At 40.7% G+C, this 18,019-nt stretch carries 14 protein-coding genes; 7 read left to right on the top strand and 7 right to left on the bottom strand.

Annotated elements, in window-relative coordinates; translation table 11 throughout:
* Positions 1 to 2 precede the first annotated feature (2 nt).
* A complete protein-coding gene (gene cysD / locus PR833_RS19210) occupies positions 3 to 911 on the bottom strand; it encodes a sulfate adenylyltransferase subunit CysD (protein ID WP_272526438.1) in 909 nt (302 codons plus the stop codon).
* A 15-nt stretch (positions 912 to 926) separates the two neighbouring features.
* A complete protein-coding gene (gene cysG, locus PR833_RS19205; RefSeq protein ID WP_004922925.1) occupies positions 927 to 2,339 on the bottom strand; it encodes a siroheme synthase CysG in 1,413 nt (470 codons plus the stop codon).
* A gap of 312 nt (positions 2,340 to 2,651) precedes the next feature.
* Between cysG and treR the strand changes: the two genes are divergently transcribed.
* The 5 genes from treR (at position 2,652) to PR833_RS19180 (ending at position 9,993) form a co-directional block, all read left to right on the top strand.
* The gene (gene treR, locus PR833_RS19200; protein ID WP_121874827.1) at positions 2,652 to 3,617 is read left to right on the top strand and encodes a trehalose operon repressor TreR; all 966 of its coding nucleotides are present in this window, start codon (positions 2,652 to 2,654) and stop codon (positions 3,615 to 3,617) included.
* Positions 3,618 to 3,738: 121 nt separating this feature from the next.
* Positions 3,739 to 5,160 (top strand): PTS trehalose transporter subunit IIBC, encoded by a 1,422-nt coding sequence (gene treB / locus PR833_RS19195; protein WP_004922928.1) that lies wholly within the window; start codon positions 3,739 to 3,741, stop codon positions 5,158 to 5,160.
* A gap of 25 nt (positions 5,161 to 5,185) precedes the next feature.
* Positions 5,186 to 7,909, top strand: a complete 2,724-nt coding sequence (locus PR833_RS19190; RefSeq protein ID WP_272526437.1) for a glycoside hydrolase family 65 protein — start codon at positions 5,186 to 5,188, stop codon at positions 7,907 to 7,909.
* On the top strand, positions 7,902 to 8,549 hold the full coding sequence (gene pgmB / locus PR833_RS19185; protein WP_272526436.1) for a beta-phosphoglucomutase: 648 nt from the start codon (positions 7,902 to 7,904) through the stop codon (positions 8,547 to 8,549). Before PR833_RS19190 ends, pgmB begins: the two co-directional genes overlap by 8 nt.
* A gap of 55 nt (positions 8,550 to 8,604) precedes the next feature.
* Positions 8,605 to 9,993, top strand: coding sequence for a carbohydrate porin (locus tag PR833_RS19180; protein ID WP_004922935.1), 1,389 nt, complete (start codon positions 8,605 to 8,607; stop codon positions 9,991 to 9,993).
* Positions 9,994 to 10,056: 63 nt separating this feature from the next.
* Here PR833_RS19180 and PR833_RS19175 read toward each other — a convergent pair whose 3' ends face one another.
* The 3 genes from PR833_RS19175 to cysJ are packed head-to-tail and all read right to left on the bottom strand — an operon-like array spanning position 10,057 to position 14,323.
* A complete protein-coding gene (locus PR833_RS19175; RefSeq protein WP_014656638.1) occupies positions 10,057 to 10,791 on the bottom strand; it encodes a phosphoadenylyl-sulfate reductase in 735 nt (244 codons plus the stop codon).
* On the bottom strand, positions 10,788 to 12,518 hold the full coding sequence (gene cysI, locus PR833_RS19170; protein ID WP_272526435.1) for an assimilatory sulfite reductase (NADPH) hemoprotein subunit: 1,731 nt from the start codon (positions 12,516 to 12,518) through the stop codon (positions 10,788 to 10,790). The genes PR833_RS19175 and cysI overlap by 4 nt, the downstream gene beginning before the upstream one ends.
* Positions 12,518 to 14,323 (bottom strand): NADPH-dependent assimilatory sulfite reductase flavoprotein subunit, encoded by a 1,806-nt coding sequence (gene cysJ, locus PR833_RS19165; protein ID WP_272526434.1) that lies wholly within the window; start codon positions 14,321 to 14,323, stop codon positions 12,518 to 12,520. The genes cysI and cysJ overlap by 1 nt, the downstream gene beginning before the upstream one ends.
* 237 nt (positions 14,324 to 14,560) lie before the next feature.
* Here cysJ and queD point away from each other — a divergent pair, with 237 nt between their 5' ends.
* Positions 14,561 to 14,923: a 6-carboxytetrahydropterin synthase QueD gene (gene queD, locus PR833_RS19160; protein ID WP_014656641.1), complete on the top strand. Its 363-nt coding sequence runs from the start codon at positions 14,561 to 14,563 to the stop codon at positions 14,921 to 14,923.
* 34 nt (positions 14,924 to 14,957) lie between these two features.
* Here queD and queE read toward each other — a convergent pair whose 3' ends face one another.
* Positions 14,958 to 15,629, bottom strand: coding sequence for a 7-carboxy-7-deazaguanine synthase QueE (queE, locus tag PR833_RS19155; RefSeq protein WP_014656642.1), 672 nt, complete (start codon positions 15,627 to 15,629; stop codon positions 14,958 to 14,960).
* 155 nt (positions 15,630 to 15,784) lie between these two features.
* On the opposite strand from queE, the gene PR833_RS19150 reads away from it, so the two are divergent.
* Positions 15,785 to 17,155 (top strand): amino acid permease, encoded by a 1,371-nt coding sequence (locus tag PR833_RS19150; protein ID WP_004922947.1) that lies wholly within the window; start codon positions 15,785 to 15,787, stop codon positions 17,153 to 17,155.
* A 58-nt stretch (positions 17,156 to 17,213) separates the two neighbouring features.
* On the opposite strand, the gene PR833_RS19145 is transcribed toward PR833_RS19150, so the two are convergent.
* Positions 17,214 to 18,019: aminotransferase class I/II-fold pyridoxal phosphate-dependent enzyme (locus tag PR833_RS19145; RefSeq protein WP_272526433.1), on the bottom strand; the 806-nt coding region annotated here is incomplete at its 5' end.

Below are 18,019 nucleotides of genomic sequence, written 5' to 3'. Positions count from 1 at the left end.
CCTTAAAAATACCCTTGACGCTTCTTTTGCTCCATTGATGCAGCTTGGTCACCATCGATTAACCGACCTTGACGTTCACTCGTCGTGGATATCAGCATCTCTTCGATAATTTCAGGTAAGGTCTCTGCCTGTGATTCAACAGCCCCCGTTAATGGCCAGCACCCTAGCGTCCGAAAACGCACTTTTCGCTTCGCAATCACTTCACCCGCTTTTAAATCTATACGGTCATCATCTACCATCAATAGTGTGCCATCCCGCTCTAATACAGGGCGCTCTTTTGCAAAATAGAGAGGCACAATATCGATATTTTCTAAGTAGATATACTGCCAAATATCCAGTTCTGTCCAGTTGGATAGTGGGAAGACGCGAATGCTCTCGCCTTTATTAATTTGCCCATTATAGTTATGCCATAATTCAGGGCGTTGGTTTTTAGGATCCCAACGGTGTGAACGGTCTCTGAAAGAGTATATTCTCTCTTTTGCGCGTGATTTTTCTTCATCACGCCTTGCCCCCCCAAATGCTGCATCGAAACCATATTTATCCAGCGCTTGTTTTAAACCTTCCGTTTTCATAATGTCTGTATGCTTTGCGCTACCATGTATAAAGGGATTGATACCAAGCGCCTCCCCTTCTGGATTCCGGTAAACTAGGAGTTCGAAACCATAGTTTTTCGCCGTTTTATCACGAAATTCATACATTTCACGAAATTTCCACCCTGTATCCACATGTAATAATGGAAATGGCAATTTACCTGGATAAAAAGCCTTACGCGCTAAATGCAACATAACGGATGAATCTTTGCCTATTGAATAAAGCATCACTGGATTTGCAAATTCAGCAGCCACTTCACGTAAAATATGAATACTTTCAGCTTCCAACTGCTGCAAATGGGTCAATCGTTTTTCATTCATGATGGCCTCCTTCTATTAAGCCAATTCCAGCACGGCTGAACGCCATCTGTTTTCCACGACTTGATGACCAAACCAAGCTAACTGTTGATGTAATGCGACGACTTCACCAATCACTAATAAAGCAGGCGAAGGCGCTTTTTGCGCAAGTGCTTCTAATTCATGCAACTGACCACTAAGCACTTGCTGGTTACTGCGTGTACCACAACCGATGACTGCCACAGGGGTTTCTGGGGAGCGCCCAAAATAAATCAATTGTTTACTAATGCTATCCGCCTTTACCGTTCCCATATAAATGGCTAAGGTTTGATGACCTCTAGCCAAAGCTGGCCAATCTAATTCATTCCCATCATTCTTACAGTGCCCTGTGATAAACGTGACACTTTGAGAATGTTCACGGTGCGTCAAAGGGATCCCCGCATACGCTGTCGCACCAATCGCTGCTGTAATACCGGGAACCACTTGAAAAGGAATACCTGCGGCGGCAGCCACTTCAAGCTCCTCGCCACCTCGACCAAAAATAAAGGGGTCACCACCTTTTAAACGTACGACTTTTTTCCCCTGTTTCGCTAGTTTGACAATTAACGAATTGGTCTCTTCTTGGGGAACTGAATGACGATGAGCTCGCTTTCCAACACAAATTTTGTCTGCATCACGCCGTGCTAAATCAAGCACTTCCTCACTAACAAGGTTGTCGTATAAAACAACATCTGCATTTTGCAAAACTTGCAGACCTTTTAATGTTAATAGCCCTGCGTCTCCGGGGCCTGCGCCAACAAGGGTCAGCTCCCCGCTAGTATCTTGCTCATACAGTTGTTTCTCTAACTGCTGCTCTGCTTGTGAAAGTTGGCCTTTTTCAACCAATGAGGCAAAGTGACCATTAAAGCTTTTTTCCCAAAAGCGTTTGCGCTCACGCATGCTGGTAATAGACTCTTTCACCTTTTCGCGCCAGCGCCCTGCTATCTCAGCCATCTGGCCTAGTGAATGTGGTAGCATCCCTTCCAGTTTTTCGCGTAATAAACGAGCAAGTACGGGAGCCGTTCCCCCCGATGAAATAGCAACAACGACAGGGTCTCTATCGATGATTGAAGGCACAATGAAAGAGCATAGCGGCTTTTCATCAACCACATTTACAAAGGTGTGTTGAGACTCCGCATCATGAAAAACTTTCTCATTCAATGAGGGATTATCAGTTGCAGCGATCACCAAATATGCCTTCTCAATATGTGCAGAGTGATACTCACCTTTAATCCACTCAAATGCATTTTGCTCATAAAGGCGCTGTAAGAGTGGGTTTAATGTCGGAGAAATGACGACAAGCGCGGCATTAGCTTTAAGCAATAGCTCTGCTTTGCGTGCTGCAACATCGCCGCCGCCAACTAGCACAGCTTTGCGGGATCGAAGATCCACAAATAACGGTAAATATTCCATCTTGCTCTTCCGGTGTTATATCACTTTTTTATGACAACCATTTAAATTGACTATATGGCGTGCAAGTTGGGTTATGAAATGCCAAAAATTCATTAGATGTAACGCAAAGGAATAAGTCAGCCTAATGAGTTATGAAGAAGAAATACTCATAATGGCATCAAAGCAAAACGCGATTTCACGACTAAGATAAGTATTGATCGCTTCTTTTCTACAGATGCCTTGAAAAAAATGAGTTAGACTAAGCACATAAATAGAAAATAAATATAAATGACTAAGCCTTTATAAGTATTTAGCTAATTAAGACAAAACATTATGATAAAAACGGATAAAAAGAAACTCACCATTAATGATATTGCAAAGCTATGTGGCGTAGGTAAATCAACAGTTTCAAGGGTGATTAATCAAGACCCAATGGTTAATGAAGAGACTCGGCAAAAAGTTAATCAAATAATTGAAAAATACCAATTTACTCCCTCAAAATCTGCCCGTGCAATGCGAGGCTATTCAAACCGCTCTTTCGGCATCATCATGACGCGTTTAGATTCTTACGCTGAAAACCAAGCAGTCAGTTCCATGCTACCTATTTTCTATCAAAATAATATCGACCCTATTATTTTAGAGAGTCAATTTAAACCGGAAAAAGTTGAGGAACATTTAAAAATGCTTGCTCGCCAAAAGGTTGATGGGATTGTCTTTTTTGCTTTTTCAGGCATTGATATCAATAAGCTCTCCAATTGGAAACAAAAAATGGTTGTTATTGCGCGACCATTAGAAGGTTTTGTCTCTATTTGTCACGATGATGAAAGTGCGGTTAAAAACCTTATGCACTATTTTCATAAACAAAAAAATTACCAACAAATAAGTTATATCGGGATCAATGTTCACGATGAAACAACGGGCCTACTTCGTTACCAATCTTATCTACACTATTGTCAGCAGCAAGGTTTAATCCCTCACGCACAATTAGGTGAACTTAATTACCAAAGTGGCTATATGCTTGCTAAAGAGATCTTAACCACATCACCACAAGCCATACTGTGCGCAACAGACTCATTAGCATTTGGTGTACAAAAATACTTATCCGAACAAAACATGAATCATATCGATGTGGCCTGTATTGGGCGAAATGATTTATTGGCCTTTTTATTTCCTCAAACCAAATTCTACCGTTTAGGCTTTAGAGAGAGTGGGAAAGAGGCTGCTAATATATTGATTAAAATGGCAAAAGAAGATGTTCCGCCACAAAAAATCATTATCTCCAGTGATAAATTAAATTAATAACTTAAGAAAATAATTATTATTACTTGTGATCATCGTCTAGTTATGGGAACGTTCCCGTTCAAATAATGCAAATAAGGATATATATTAAAAAAAACATAACTACGATGAGAAAATAAATATGCCTAGTGCCAAAGATTTAAAGGCCATTGAAGAGCTTATTGCACTGATTGGCGGTAAAAATAATATTATTAGTGTTTCTCACTGCTTAACAAGGCTGCGCTTTGTTCTTAATGACCCTAATATCGCAGAAATAGATAAAATAAAACAAATCCCTTTTGTTAAGGGATGTTTTAATAATGCCGGACAGTTCCAAGTTATTATTGGTGTCGATGTTGACCACTATTATCAAATTCTTTCAAAGCATCTTGAGTTAGAAACAAAAAGTAAAGATGAAGTAAAGTCTGACGCCAAAAAAAATATGAGTTTTTGGCAAAGGCTTATCGCAAATTTGGCAGAAATATTCGTACCACTATTACCTATTTTAATTTGTGGTGGTTTACTTTTAGGTTTGCGTAACGTTATTGGTGAGATGCCTGTATCGGATAATAAACCTTTAACCTATTTTTATCCTTGGTTAAAGCCTATTTATGATTTCCTATGGTTACCTTGCGAAGCAATATTCCACTTTTTACCTGTTAGCATCTGCTGGTCTGCAACTAAAAAGATGGGGGGTACCCCAGCCCTAGGTTTAGTATTAGGGATCACTTTAGTTTCTCCTCAGCTAATGAATGCCTATAATTTAGGCTCACAAATTCCTGATGTTTGGAACTTTGGGCTGTTTACAATTGAGAAAGTCGGTTATCAGGCGCAAGTCATCCCTTCTATCTTAGCAGGTTTATTCCTCGGCTGGTTTGAGACCCGTTTACGCCGTTACATTCCCGATTATTTAAAATTGGTTATTGTTCCAATCGTCACATTGATTATCTCAGTCTTCGTCGCACACGTTATTTTAGGCCCTATTGGCAGAAGCATTGGCAATGGTATTGCCGAAGTCATCAAGCTATTAATGCTAGGTGACTTTGCGCCTATTGGCTCAGCTATCTTCGGTTTTTTCTACTCGCCAATGGTGATCACAGGGTTACATCACACAACCTTAGCGATCGACTTACAGATGACTCAAAGTTACGGCGGCACCCCTATTTGGCCTATTATCGCATTATCAAATATTGCCCAAGCTTCAGCGGTTGTCGGTATCATTATTGTTAGCCGTAAAGCAAATGAACATGAAATTACTATCCCAGCCGCTATTTCAGCCTATTTAGGTGTAACAGAGCCGGCTATGTATGGTGTTAACCTAAAATATGGCTTCCCTATGCTATGTGCGATGGTTGGTGCTTCACTCGCAGGACTGATTTGTGGTTTAAACCATGTTCTATCTAATGGTATTGGCGTGGGTGGTTTACCTGGCATTTTATCGATACAACCAACTTATTGGTTAGTTTACCTGTTCGCTATGGTCGTCGCCGTTGTCGTTCCCATTGCATTAACCGTTATCGCCTATCGCTATAAAGAAAGAAAAGGCACGCTACAAGCTAATTAATATATCATCAAATTTAAGGTTTATTATGAATTACTTATACATTGTTTTTACAGATATCAGCGTGTCTGTTGAGTACAATAATAATAAATATGATTACACCTTTGACACCGTAAATAGTACTTATCATGACTGGTTAAATATCGCTAAGAAAATAAATAGCGACTTTCAATTGATTGACGGTGGCGTTATACAATGGCCAGTCGATGACGATGGAAAAAAATCTTATGTGATAAAAACACAAGATAATAAAACTATTGATGTCGCAAATTTATTTACAGAATCTCTTAATAAGCCATTTATTATTGAAAATATCAGGGAAGTAAATCAACAGGACAGCTTAGAGAGGAAATTCATTCATCGGGAAAAAGAACTTACTTGGTCAATTGAGTATTCCGGTTTAACATCAGGGAAAGATGAGTATTGCCAAGAGTCACTATTAACGGTGGCAAATGGGTATATTGGCCTGCGCGGTACATTACCGGAGATGACAGCGAGTCATGATTATTACCCTGCAACTTATATTGCAGGCCTATATAATCAAGCAACCTCTCAAGTCAACGATCACCAAGTGGTCAACGAAGACTTTGTTAATGCACCGAATGGTCAGTTTATTTCGCTTAAAATCGGAGATGGCGACTACATTCATCCAAATAATGTAACCACACTTGCTCTAACCCGCCATTTAGATTTTAAAACCGGTGTCCTATCTTCTGACTGGCTTATTGAAACAACAGACGGGAAACAACTGAATATTCGCTGTTTCAAGTTTGCCAATATGGCAAATATGTCTCATTACTGCCTACATTACCAATTTATTCCGTTAAATTTTTCTGGCGAAATGACCCTTCTCACTCGCTTAGAAGGGAACACTTGTAATGCAGGAGTAGAACGATATCGTAGCCTAAATCAAAACCATTACAGTGTGTTAGAAGGTGGTGCAAAGCAACAAAATGCTTATCTGTTAGCTCAAACTCATCAATCAAAAATAGGGATTGGCTTAGCATCCTCTCTTTGTGGTGATTTCTTTTCACCACAAGACATTATTTGCCATTTTTCTGACTCAGTTGTTGAGCAAAGTATCACATTCAATGCTCAGAAAAATACCCCCTATACTGTTGAAAAAAGTGTCGCGCTAACCACATCTACGGCTTACCCCGATAATTGGCAAGATGTTACGAAATGGGAACTTCCCGCTTGGCAAACCCAGTTAGCAGAAACAAAACAAGCATGGCAAACTTTATGGGATGAAGCTGATATTGCAGTATCAGGGGATTTAATGACGCAAAAATTATTACGTCTACATACCTACCATTTACTTTCATCAGCGTCACCGTTTAGTAACGAAAAAAATAAACTTGATGTTTCCGTCACCGCACGAGGGCTACACGGAGAAGCTTATCGAGGGCATATTTTTTGGGATGAAATTTTCATTTTCCCATTTTATATCATGCATTTCCCTGATACCGCTCGCCAACTTTTACTCTATCGTTATCGCCGATTAGAAGCTGCCCGACTCGCAGCGAAGGCCGCCGGTTTCCAAGGCGCTATGTTCCCATGGCAGTCAGGTCACGATGGTACAGAGCAAACTCAAGTTCTGCATTTAAATCCATTATCTGGTCAGTGGGATCCTGACCACAGTTGTCGCCAACGCCATGTTTCATTAGCCATCGCTTACAACGTGTGGCTATATTGGCGTAATACCCTTGATAACCCATTTATGGAAGAGTATGGCTTAGAGCTGCTCAATGACATCACGTTATTTTGGCTTAGCCTATGTCAGTGGGATGAGCAAGACCAACGTTTTCATATCAGTGGCGTCATGGGCCCCGATGAATTTCATGAAAAATATGCCGATGCTCAAGAAGGCGGCCTAAAAGATAATGCCTATACCAATTTAATGGTGGCGTGGCTTTTCAATGAGATGACAACGCTGTATCGCGATAAACGTTTTACTGACAAATTATCTGAATTTGGTTTTTCTGCAAATACGCTCGACAAGCTCTGCCAAATTAAAACGCAGCTCGCTGTCACGCTAAATCAAGATGACGTTATTGAACAATTTGCAGGCTACTTTGCGTTAGATGATCTCGACTGGGAAAGCTATCGCCAGAAGTATGGCAATATTTACCGAATGGATCGGATCCTACGTAAAGAAAATAAATCAGCAGATGATTTCAAAGTCGCTAAACAAGCCGACACACTCATGTTGTTTAATAACTTAGATAAAACAACTGTGAAATCTTTAATTGAATCTCTGGGCTACTCATTATCTGAAAGCTTTGCGGAGAAAAATCTACATTATTACCTTGAACGCACCTCTCATGGCTCAACCTTATCGCGCATTGTTCATGCTTATTTAGCCGAACAAATACAGCTCCATGACCTATCGTGGCAACTCTATCAGGATGCCTTGTACTCAGATTACAACGATATCCAAGGTGGAACGACGGCTGAAGGCATACATACCGGAGTGATGGCAGCGACTTTAAATACTACGATCATGGCTTACGCTGGTGTCGATATTCGACAAGATATTCTTAATATCGTGCCTTCTTTACCTAAACAGTGGCAAGGGCTGAGTTTTAAATTAAGACACCAATGTGTTTTGTTCCACATCAGGGTAACTCATAACAATATTACGGTGATGAGTGATAAAGCATGCACAATATCAATCAATAACCACCTCTATAGCCTTGTTCCTAATACACCTTTTTCCTTAAATTCTAATGAGGGTAACGCTAATGGTTAAAGGACTCATATTTGATCTTGATGGTGTTATTGTTGATACCGCCGGTTACCATTATTTAGCTTGGAAAAAGCTGGCTAGCGAAATCGGGATTGAAATTGATGAACAATTCAACCAATCCTTAAAAGGAATCAGCCGTGTAGAGTCATTAGATAAAATTTTACGCCATGGTAATAAGCAAAATTCATTTTCTATTGAAGAGAAAAATATGCTCTCTGAAAGGAAAAATGAATATTATCTGAAGTTACTTGATAACATTAGCCCAAAAGATATTTTACCCGGCGTATTAAATTTAATTAAGCAGGCTAACCAATACAATATACCTTGTGTTATTGCCTCTGCATCCCAAAATGCGCCAACTATATTGAAAAAATTGGCTATAGAGCACTATTTTCAATCTATTGTTGATCCTAAGTCATTAAAACAAGGTAAACCCGATCCTGAAATCTTTTTAAAAGCAGCGCAGCTCATTGATGTGCCTGCTCAGTATTGTGTTGGTTTTGAAGATTCAATGGCAGGAATACAAGCCCTTAAAAAAGCGAGGATTTATGCTATTGGTATTATCGCTGAAGGCCCACTGCCTGAAGCTGATCGTGAAGTGCACTCATTAACTGAAATAGACATACATACACTAATCAAATAATAAATTATCGGATGGAAACTCTGTTTTCCATCCAGATATAAACAAGGAATAAAGAATGAAAACTAAACTATTAGCTACTGCTGTTAGCTTAGGATTAGCTATGCCTGTTATAACCGAAGCTAATACAAGTTCTCTATCAATAGAGCAACGTTTAGCGCTTTTAGAGCAAAGAACACTTGCTGCTGAGAAAAGAGCAGAACTTGCTGAACAAAAAGCAGCTAATTTAGAAAAAGCATTACAAAATCGTCAAGTTATTAATCAGCCAATCAATAATACAACAGCTACGACAAATCATACTGAAGCCCCACATTTAATCGAAACCAATAGCCAATATGGCAAGCTTAAACTTTACGGTGATGTCGAATTTAATACTGATATTGCTAGTAAAAAAGGGCAACTGACCTCAGTAAATACTCAGGCAGGAAAAGATAAAGATTTTGGTGATTATGATAAATGGGGAATTAATGGCCGTATTCTAATTGGACTTGATGGTGAGCGTTCTTTAAAGAATAACAACTATGCAGGCTTTTCCGTTCAACCACTCGCTAATATTAATGGACAAATTGGTTTAGATGATGCCAAATTCTACTTTGGTAAAAAAGAGAGTTGGCAAATAAAATTAGGCCGCTATGAAGCCTACGATATGTTCCCATTAAATCAAGATACCTTTATTGAGTATTCAGGTAATACCGCGAATGATACCTATAGTGATGGCTTTGGCTATATCTATATGATGAAAGAGGGCCGAGGAAGAAGCAATAGTGGCGGCAGCATGATGTTTAATACTAAATACGATAATTGGTATTTTGAAACAAATCTATTAATCGAAGATGGCACCAGTATCTTTACCGATGGCGAATACCATGGGCGAAAACAAATCAATAAGAAAAATGTTATCTATGTTCGACCTGTGATCGCTTGGAATAAAGACAACTTTAAAGTAGCCGCCGCCATTGAAAGTAATGTTATTAAAAATGCTTATGGTTATGAAGATAAAAATACAGGTGAGTTTAAAAACCAATCTAAGCGTAATGGATATGGTTTAACTCTAGGTTGGAATAGCTTAAAAGATGATCCAACAAATGGTATCGACGTAAACTGGAGTACGGCTTATTTAGATGCTAGCAATGAAACAGATTTTACTACTGGTGCCAATATTTTATGGCGCCGCTTGCAGCTGGGTTATATTTACGCTCATAATGATATCAAGTCCTACGCATTAAATTATGATAGTGACATCGATAATGAAGTTATTTTTGGTCCAGGAAAATATGATATTCACACTTTATATACTTCATATGAGTTACCAAACATACTTGATATGGATAATTTTAAAATTTATATCGGCGCTTACTACTCTGTAATTGATGGAAAAGATATCGAAGTGAAAAATAGCGATAAAGATCGTTATGGCTCCAGAGTCAGATTTAAATACTTATTCTAAAAATTGAATTAAACATTGAGTGGCTGATTTATCAGGTCAGCCACTCAAGCTATTTGCAGTAACTTACCCTTCATGAAGCCCACATTCGCGTTTAAGACCGAAAAAGCGGGTCTCTTCTTCACTCATACCAGGCTCCCATTTACGAGTGGTATGTGTATCACCAACAGATAAATACCCTTGCTCCCAAAGAGGGTGATAAGGCAAATCATATTTGGTCAGATATTCATGTACTTGGCGATTATTCCAATCAACCACTGGTAATATTTTAAATACCCCTTTACCGATACTCAGTACGGGCAGCGTGGCACGACTCTTCGATTGCTCTCTACGCAGCCCCGAGAACCAACTTTGCGCTTTTAACTCCCGCAAAGCTCGATTCATCGGTTCAACCTTATTAATTTGATTGTATAGATCTATCCCCTCAGTTCCTTGTTCCCATAATTTGCCATAAATAGCTTCCTGCCACGCTGGAGATAATGGGGAGCGATAAACTTGCAAATTCAAATGGAGTTCATCTTTTAACTCTTCAATGAAGATGTAAGTCTCAGGAAAAAGATACCCAGTATCCGTTAAAATAACAGGAATATCGGGCATCACTTGTGTCACCATATGTAGCATGAGCGCCGCTTGTATGCCAAAACTGGATGACAATACAAATTTAGCGGGCAAATTATCTAATGCCCACTCGATTCGCTCAATAGCACTCAATTTTTCCAATTGCACATTCAATGCTGATAAATATTCAGCTTGTTGCACTTTATCTAATTTAAGTACTTCGGCAAGTTTGAGTTGACTCATACCGCCTCCTTCACTTCATAAAAATCGATAGCTGAATTCAGTACTGGTTTCACTACATTAGCGCGAATTAAGTAGTCGCCAAAACCTTCCTGATCTTCCCGCTCTTTTGCCCAACGACCAATCAAATTGTCTAAGATAGCTAAAATTTCCGCCGAACTAATATTTTCTCGATACATGCGCGGAATTCGAGTACCGATACTATTACCACCTAAATGTAAGTTATATCGGTCAATCGCTTTACCTACCAATCCAACTTCCGCCAGCATAGCTCGACCACAGCCATTTGGGCAACCTGTCACACGTAATACAATATGCTCGTTACCGATACCGTGTGACGACATGATTTTTTCTACTTCACTGACAAATTCAGGTAAGAAGCGCTCTGCTTCCGCCATTGCTAATGGGCAGGTAGGGAAAGAAACACAAGCCATTGAGTTCTCACGCTGCAATGTCACCTCATCACTGATCAAGCCATGTTCACGTGCAATCGCTTCAATACGCTCTTTTTCCGATTCAGGCACTCCCGCAACTATCAGGTTTTGATTCGCCGTTAAGCGAAAGTCTCCCTGATGAATTTTAGCTATTTCTGCAACACCTGTTTTTAGTGGTTTATTAGGCAAATCGATTAAACGACCATTTTCAATAAATAACGTGAGATGCCAACGATCGTCTATCCCTTTTAACCAACCAATTTGATCACCACGTTGAGTAAACGCATAATGCCGAACTGGCTCGAAGGTCACCCCAGAGCGTCTTTCAACTTCTTGTTTAAATGTTTCAACACCAACACGTTCCAGCGTGTATTTTGTTTTAGCATTTTTACGTTCTGTCCGATTCCCCCAATCACGTTGAGTTGTCACGATAGCTTCTGCAATCGCCAGCGTATCTTTCAAATAAATAAACCCAAACTCACTGGCTAATCGAGGGTAAGTCGCCGTGTCACCGTGAGTCATCGCAAGACCACCGCCCACTAACACGTTAAAGCCAATTAACTCCCCATCTTGAGCAATCGCTACAAAGTTCATGTCATTGGCGTGTAAATCGACATCATTTAATGGCGGTATCACTACCGATGTTTTGAATTTACGAGGCAAATAGGTTTTCCCTAATATTGGCTCTTCATCCGTTGTTGCCACCTTTTCTTTATCAAGCCAAATTTCTGCATAAGCATTTGTACGTGGCAGTAAATGTTCCGATATTTTTTTCGCCCATTCATAAGCTTGTTGATGTAGCTCAGATTGAACGGGGTTAGAGGTACAAAGCACATTACGGTTCACATCGTTTGCCGTCGCTAATGCGTCAAGCCCCACATGATGTAACATTTGGTGTGCAGGCTTCACATCTCCCTTTAAAATACCGTGGAACTGGAAGGTTTGTCGGTTAGTGATACGCACGCTGCCATACAGCGTATGTTCTGATGCGAATCTATCGATATCTAACCACTGTTTAGGCGTAATGATGCCTCCGGGCAACCGGCAACGAAGCATCATCGCATGGCGGGGTTCTAATTTTTGTTCAGCGCGCTCCGCTCGGATATCACGATCATCTTGTTGATACATCCCATGGAAACGAATTAGTAGGAAATTATCCCCTTCAAATCCGCCACTTAATCCATTTTTGAGATCTTCTTTGATAGTTCCACGTAGATAATTACTCTCGTTTTTCATCCGTTCACTATCAGCCAGTTTGCCTTCTACGACCAAAGGCCCGTATTTTTTATCACTCATTAGTAGACATCCCTCTGATAACGGCGCTCCACGCGCAGCTCACTTAAAAATTCATCTGCCGATTCGCTATCCATGTTTCCGTATTGACTGATAATCTCCAGCAACGCCTGCTCCACATCCCGAGCCATGTGATTCGCATCACCGCAGACATAGATATGTGCCCCTTCTTCAATCCAGTGCCAAACTTCCTCACCTTGTTCACGCAACTTATCTTGCACATACACTTTTTGTGCTTGATCTCGGGACCAGGCCAATGAAATATTGGTCAACAAACCTTCTTTGACATAGCGTTGCCATTCCACTTGGTAGAGAAAATCTTCAACAAAATGTGGATTACCAAAAAACAACCAGTTCTTACCGGTCGCTTCCTCATTATCGCGTTGCTGCATAAATGCACGGAACGGTGCGATGCCAGTACCGGGGCCTATCATGATGACAGGTTTTGTACTGTCGGCTGGAAGACGGAAATTATCATTGTGTTCAATAAAAATACGCAGTTCATCACCTTCTTTTAGGCGATCAGCCAAAAAGCCAGAAGCACCACCTGTACGAGCACGACCATCAATGTCATAACGTACAACGCCGACAGTAATATGCACCTCATCTTCTGTTTCCGCCTGTGAAGATGCGATTGAATACAACCGTGGGGTCAATGGTCGAAGAAGCTCAACAAACTCTTGAGCGGTAGGCTGAGCGGCTGCTTGTCTCACCATATCAACAATGGGAGTATTTTGTGCATAGTGCAAAAGTGCCTGCTTATCACTTATTAACCCCAATAAAGTCTCGTCTTTTGACAAGTTGGCATATTTTTCAACAATAAGAGGGGTGTTTTGTGTCAACTCTAAATGGTGAGTCAGTGCATCGCGTAGTGTGTATGATTGTTCAGCCACTTGAACCTTTTCATCACCGGTTAACCATAATAAACCGATAAGCTCCTCAACAAGAGCAGGATCATTATCAAACCACACCCCAAGCGCATCACCAGGCTGATAGCGTAACCCTGAATCCCCCAAATCAATCTCAATATGGCGAACATCTTTTAGTGATCCGCGCCCTGTGATCTTCTGATTGACCGATAAGGATGCGGTAAGTGGCGACGTCTTAGTGTAAGGTGATGAATGAATTTCATCTACGCTCCCTACCTGAGCCGCAACAAGTTGATGAGTACTTTGCGTTGGCACTCGCGCTTTAAGTAATTGGCTCAGTTCCTCAATCCATGCATCTGCAATTGCTTGATACTCTACATCGGCATCGATACGTGCAAGTAATGGCTTGGCGCCTAATTGAGCCAGCTGCGTATCAAAATCTTTACCTGCTTGACAGAATTTCTCATAGGAAGAGTCGCCTAATGCGAAAACAGCGTATGCCGTTTCATTCAGGCTTGGAGCCTTTTTGGAGTGCAAGTATTTATATAATGCAACCGCCTCCTCAGCAGGCTCGCCTTCTCCTTGTGTTGATGCAACTATCACCAATATTTTTTCTTGCGCTATCTGCTTAAATTTATAATCTCCTGCATTCACTAAATTCACATTGAGCTTTTCGCTGAGCAACTTTTCTCTAAGTTGTTCAGATAAACGGCGCGCGTTGCCAGTTTGTGAAGCAGAAATGATTGTAATCGTTTCGTCCTGTGGCACGGGTGCATTCACAGGTGTACTAGTCACTGTATTTTGGTTTACCATTCCCCACAAATATCCAGACAACCAAGCTAATTGGTGAGATGAAAAATCATCCACGGCTGTCTGTAAGCGTGTAAGTTGCTCCATAGATATTGGCAATGCCGAAATTGGAGACTGTTTTTTTGTCATTATCTTATAACCCCAGAGTTGCTCATCATAAATTACTACCCCGATAGTTTGTCAGGTTATAACACCCTTTCGTAACGGGATAAGAAACGATCGCCATAACTAATAGCTAAAAAGCCTAATGAAAATAGTTAGTGAATCATACTCATAAAAATGGTTAGTGATAATTCGACAAAATAAGATGCTCGGAGTACAAATTACAGTAGAATACGCTGCATTTCGATTTATAAGGAGTTAGTTATGAGAACAAGCATCTATAAAGATTTTCATTTTGAAGCGGCACACAAACTTCCCTATGTACCTGAAGGTCATAAATGCGGTCGCCTCCATGGCCATTCTTTCATGGTAAGATTAGAGCTGACAGGCGAAGTCGAGGAAAAAAGTGGATGGCTTATCGATTTTGGTGATGTCAAAAAAGCATTTAAGCCAATCTTAGATCAACTCGACCATTATTACTTAAATGATATTGAAGGCCTCGAAAATCCAACCAGCGAGGTGCTGGCGAGCTGGATTTGGCATAAAACCAAACCCCTCTTACCATTACTCAGTGCCGTGACAGTGAAAGAAACCTGTAATGCTGGCTGTATTTACCGCGGCGAATAGACACTTTCTGGTATGCCGTGTTCAACGCGGCACATCAGGCGATATTAAGATATTTATGGGTTTGAATAGAAAGACGCCAATTTCGCGCAATACACGTATCGATACATAACTTGGTTGCTAAGCTTTTTTGGCTAATAGGCTGTAATGCAACAACTGGCGCATGTTTTTCGGTTCGTTTTGCCAACAATTTATCCAACTCTTCAATGTCTTTTTCACGCGCAACAGGGTGCTTGATTTCATTTGCTCGGTTAATTGATTCCGTAAGCACCTGTAATCCCCCTTTCATCCCCACTTTTGGTGATACCGTTACCCATGTTTTATCTGAGCATTGAATAGGATAAGTGCCACTCGTTTCAATTTGGCACTGATAGCCTTGATTTTCTAACTCACACGTTAAAGGAAGCAGATCGTAAATACACGGCTCTCCCCCTGTGATAACAATATGTTTAGCTGTATACCCTTGTTTTTTCATGAGGTTGATTAATTCATGACTATCCGCCAGCGCCCATGTATCTGTATCAACGGTTTTTAGTGCAATATCACCAAGTGTTGTTGCTTTGCTCTCTTCTTTCTCCCAAGTATGTTTGGTGTCGCACCAACTGCAACCCACTGGGCAGCCTTGCAAGCGAATAAAAACAGCAGGAACACCGGTGAACACACCTTCACCTTGTAATGTTTGAAAAATTTCATTGATTGGGTAATTCATCGCACTCTCTGGCATTGTCATCTTAATACGTATTATATCGCAGATATCTATCCGCGGTTAACCCACTTTATGGTAATGTAAACAGCTTGGATTTGATAAAGCACATCTGATTAAAAAAACCGAAACGATATTCGGTAATTAAAGACAGGACAAAAATGCAAAGTAGTAAAAAAAATCAACTCAGAAAGGGACTGAGTGTCAGGCACATTCGCTTTATGGCCTTAGGGTCAGCGATTGGTACAGGCCTCTTTTATGGCTCCGCTTCAGCCATACAAGCAGCCGGCCCCGCAGTGCTCATCGCTTATATGATAGGGGGCGCTGCCGTTTTTATGGTTATGCGTGCTTTAGGTGAAATGGCGGTTCATAACCCAGTTCCAGGGTCATTTTCTCACTATGCCAGCCACTATATGGGGCCATTAGCAGGCTTTCTAACCGGATGGAACTATGTTTTCGAAATGCTGGTTGTCTGCCTTGCAGATATCACCGCCTTCGGGATGTATATGGGCTTTTGGTTCCCTCATGTTGATCAATGGGTATGGGTACTCAGCATCGTTTTATTTATCGGTGCGTTGAATTTATGTCACGTTAAAATATTTGGTGAGCTTGAATTCTGGTTATCGATAGTCAAAGTGACCGCGATTATTGCCATGATTATCGGTGGTGCCTTCTTAATGTTCTACGGTTTTGGTAAAGAGACAGACCACGCTGTCGGCTTGCAAAACCTATGGGAACATGGTGGTTTTATGCCGCATGGCATTACTGGCGTTATTGCCTCTCTCGCCATTGTTATGTTTGCATTTGGTGGGATTGAAGTGATTGGTATCACCGCAAGCGAAGCTCAAAACCCAGAGAAAACCATCCCTAAAGCAATTAATGCCGTGCCTATTAGGATCTTGCTATTCTATGGTTTAACACTCTTTATCTTAATGTGTATCTATCCATGGAACCAAATTGGGCAAAACGGTAGCCCATTCGTGCAAATTTTTTCTAGTCTGAATATTTCTTCTGCCGCAAACATTCTAAACATCGTTGTTATCACCGCCGCCATTTCGGCCATTAACAGTGATATTTTTGGCGCTGGTCGAATGATGTACGGCATGGCTCAAGATAAACAAGCACCTAGCGCTTTCACTAAGTTGACACGCAATGGTGTGCCATGGGTAACCGTCTTGGTGATGTCAGCCGTTATGCTGCTTGGCGTATACTTAAATTACCTTTTACCTGAGCGAATTTTCGTGATTATTGCTTCAATTGCAACGTTTGCCACTGTTTGGGTATGGTTAATGATCTTGCTTTCGCAGGTTGCTATGCGCCGTAAAATGAGCCAAGAAGAGGTTAAACAGCTCAAGTTCCCTGTACCATTTTGGCCGGTCGGCCCTATGGTGACGATTGCCTTTATGGTATTTGTTATCGCATTACTTGGGTTCTTTGAAAACACACGAGTGGCTTTAATCGTCGGTTGTGTTTGGGTTGTGATACTTACTGTTGCCTACTTTATAATGCGCAATTACCAAAAAAATAATTAAAATAATCCTATCTGCAAAACACAACATAACGCCCCATCATTGATGGGGCGTTTTATCATTAACTTTCTAATTCAAGAGCCTGCTCAAGGTCGGCAATCAAATCATTTACATCCTCTAGTCCAATCGATAATCTCAGTAATCCATCACTTATCCCATAATATTGTCGTTCTTCTGGTGTATAAGTTGAATGTGTCATACTTGCAGGGTGTTGTGCTAAGGATTCACAATCCCCCAAGCTCACTGCTCGTGAAAATAGCGTTAAACGATTTAAAAAGCGTTTACCTGATTCCATACCGCCTTTAATTTCACAGGCAATCATGCCGCCAGGTAATTTCATTTGTTTTTTGGCTAGCTCATATTGTTTAAAGCTCGGCAAGCCTGGATAAATGACAAATGCAATTTTAGGATGAGAAGAGAGATATTGTACTATCTGTTGAGCGCTCTTCACAATACGCTCCATACGAACAGAGAGCGTTTTCATTCCTCGCATAATCAAACTCGCATCATGAGGTGATAAACACGCTCCCGTCATATCTTTTAACCCAACTAGCCGGATCTGCTTCGCTATTTCCTTTGTTGTTATGGCTGCGCCTGCAATAACATCACCATGACCACTCATATACTTGGTTAATGAATGGATCACAATATCAACGCCTAATGTGATTGGCTTTTGTAGATAAGGAGTACAATAGGTGTTATCAACAACGACAATAATATTATGCTCCTTAGCAATATTCGTTACCGCTTGTATATCCACCAAGCGCATATCAGGATTAGCTGGGGATTCAAAAAAAATCATTTTCGTCTTTTTGCTGATCGCTTGAGCTACATTTTTAGGGTCACTCATATCAATGTGGCGTACCT

The sequence above is a fragment of the Providencia sp. PROV189 genome (assembly GCF_028480065.1).
GTDB classification, from domain to species: Bacteria; Pseudomonadota; Gammaproteobacteria; order Enterobacterales; family Enterobacteriaceae; genus Providencia; species Providencia stuartii.
Note: the sequence above shows the minus strand (reverse complement) of the source record. Positions and strands in the feature narration are given on the sequence as shown.

Excerpts from the sequence above, each read along its gene's own strand:
- cysD (WP_272526438.1), bottom strand. The coding sequence starts at position 911 with ATGAATGAAAAACGATTGACCCATTTGCAGCAGTTGGAAGCTGAAAGT.
- cysG (WP_004922925.1), bottom strand. The coding sequence starts at position 2,339 with ATGGAATATTTACCGTTATTTGTGGATCTTCGATCCCGCAAAGCTGTG.
- treR (WP_121874827.1), top strand. The coding sequence starts at position 2,652 with ATGATAAAAACGGATAAAAAGAAACTCACCATTAATGATATTGCAAAG.
- treB (WP_004922928.1), top strand. The coding sequence starts at position 3,739 with ATGCCTAGTGCCAAAGATTTAAAGGCCATTGAAGAGCTTATTGCACTG.
- PR833_RS19190 (WP_272526437.1), top strand. The coding sequence starts at position 5,186 with ATGAATTACTTATACATTGTTTTTACAGATATCAGCGTGTCTGTTGAG.
- pgmB (WP_272526436.1), top strand. The coding sequence starts at position 7,902 with ATGGTTAAAGGACTCATATTTGATCTTGATGGTGTTATTGTTGATACC.
- PR833_RS19180 (WP_004922935.1), top strand. The coding sequence starts at position 8,605 with ATGAAAACTAAACTATTAGCTACTGCTGTTAGCTTAGGATTAGCTATG.
- PR833_RS19175 (WP_014656638.1), bottom strand. The coding sequence starts at position 10,791 with ATGAGTCAACTCAAACTTGCCGAAGTACTTAAATTAGATAAAGTGCAA.
- cysI (WP_272526435.1), bottom strand. The coding sequence starts at position 12,518 with ATGAGTGATAAAAAATACGGGCCTTTGGTCGTAGAAGGCAAACTGGCT.
- cysJ (WP_272526434.1), bottom strand. The coding sequence starts at position 14,323 with ATGACAAAAAAACAGTCTCCAATTTCGGCATTGCCAATATCTATGGAG.
- queD (WP_014656641.1), top strand. The coding sequence starts at position 14,561 with ATGAGAACAAGCATCTATAAAGATTTTCATTTTGAAGCGGCACACAAA.
- queE (WP_014656642.1), bottom strand. The coding sequence starts at position 15,629 with ATGAATTACCCAATCAATGAAATTTTTCAAACATTACAAGGTGAAGGT.
- PR833_RS19150 (WP_004922947.1), top strand. The coding sequence starts at position 15,785 with ATGCAAAGTAGTAAAAAAAATCAACTCAGAAAGGGACTGAGTGTCAGG.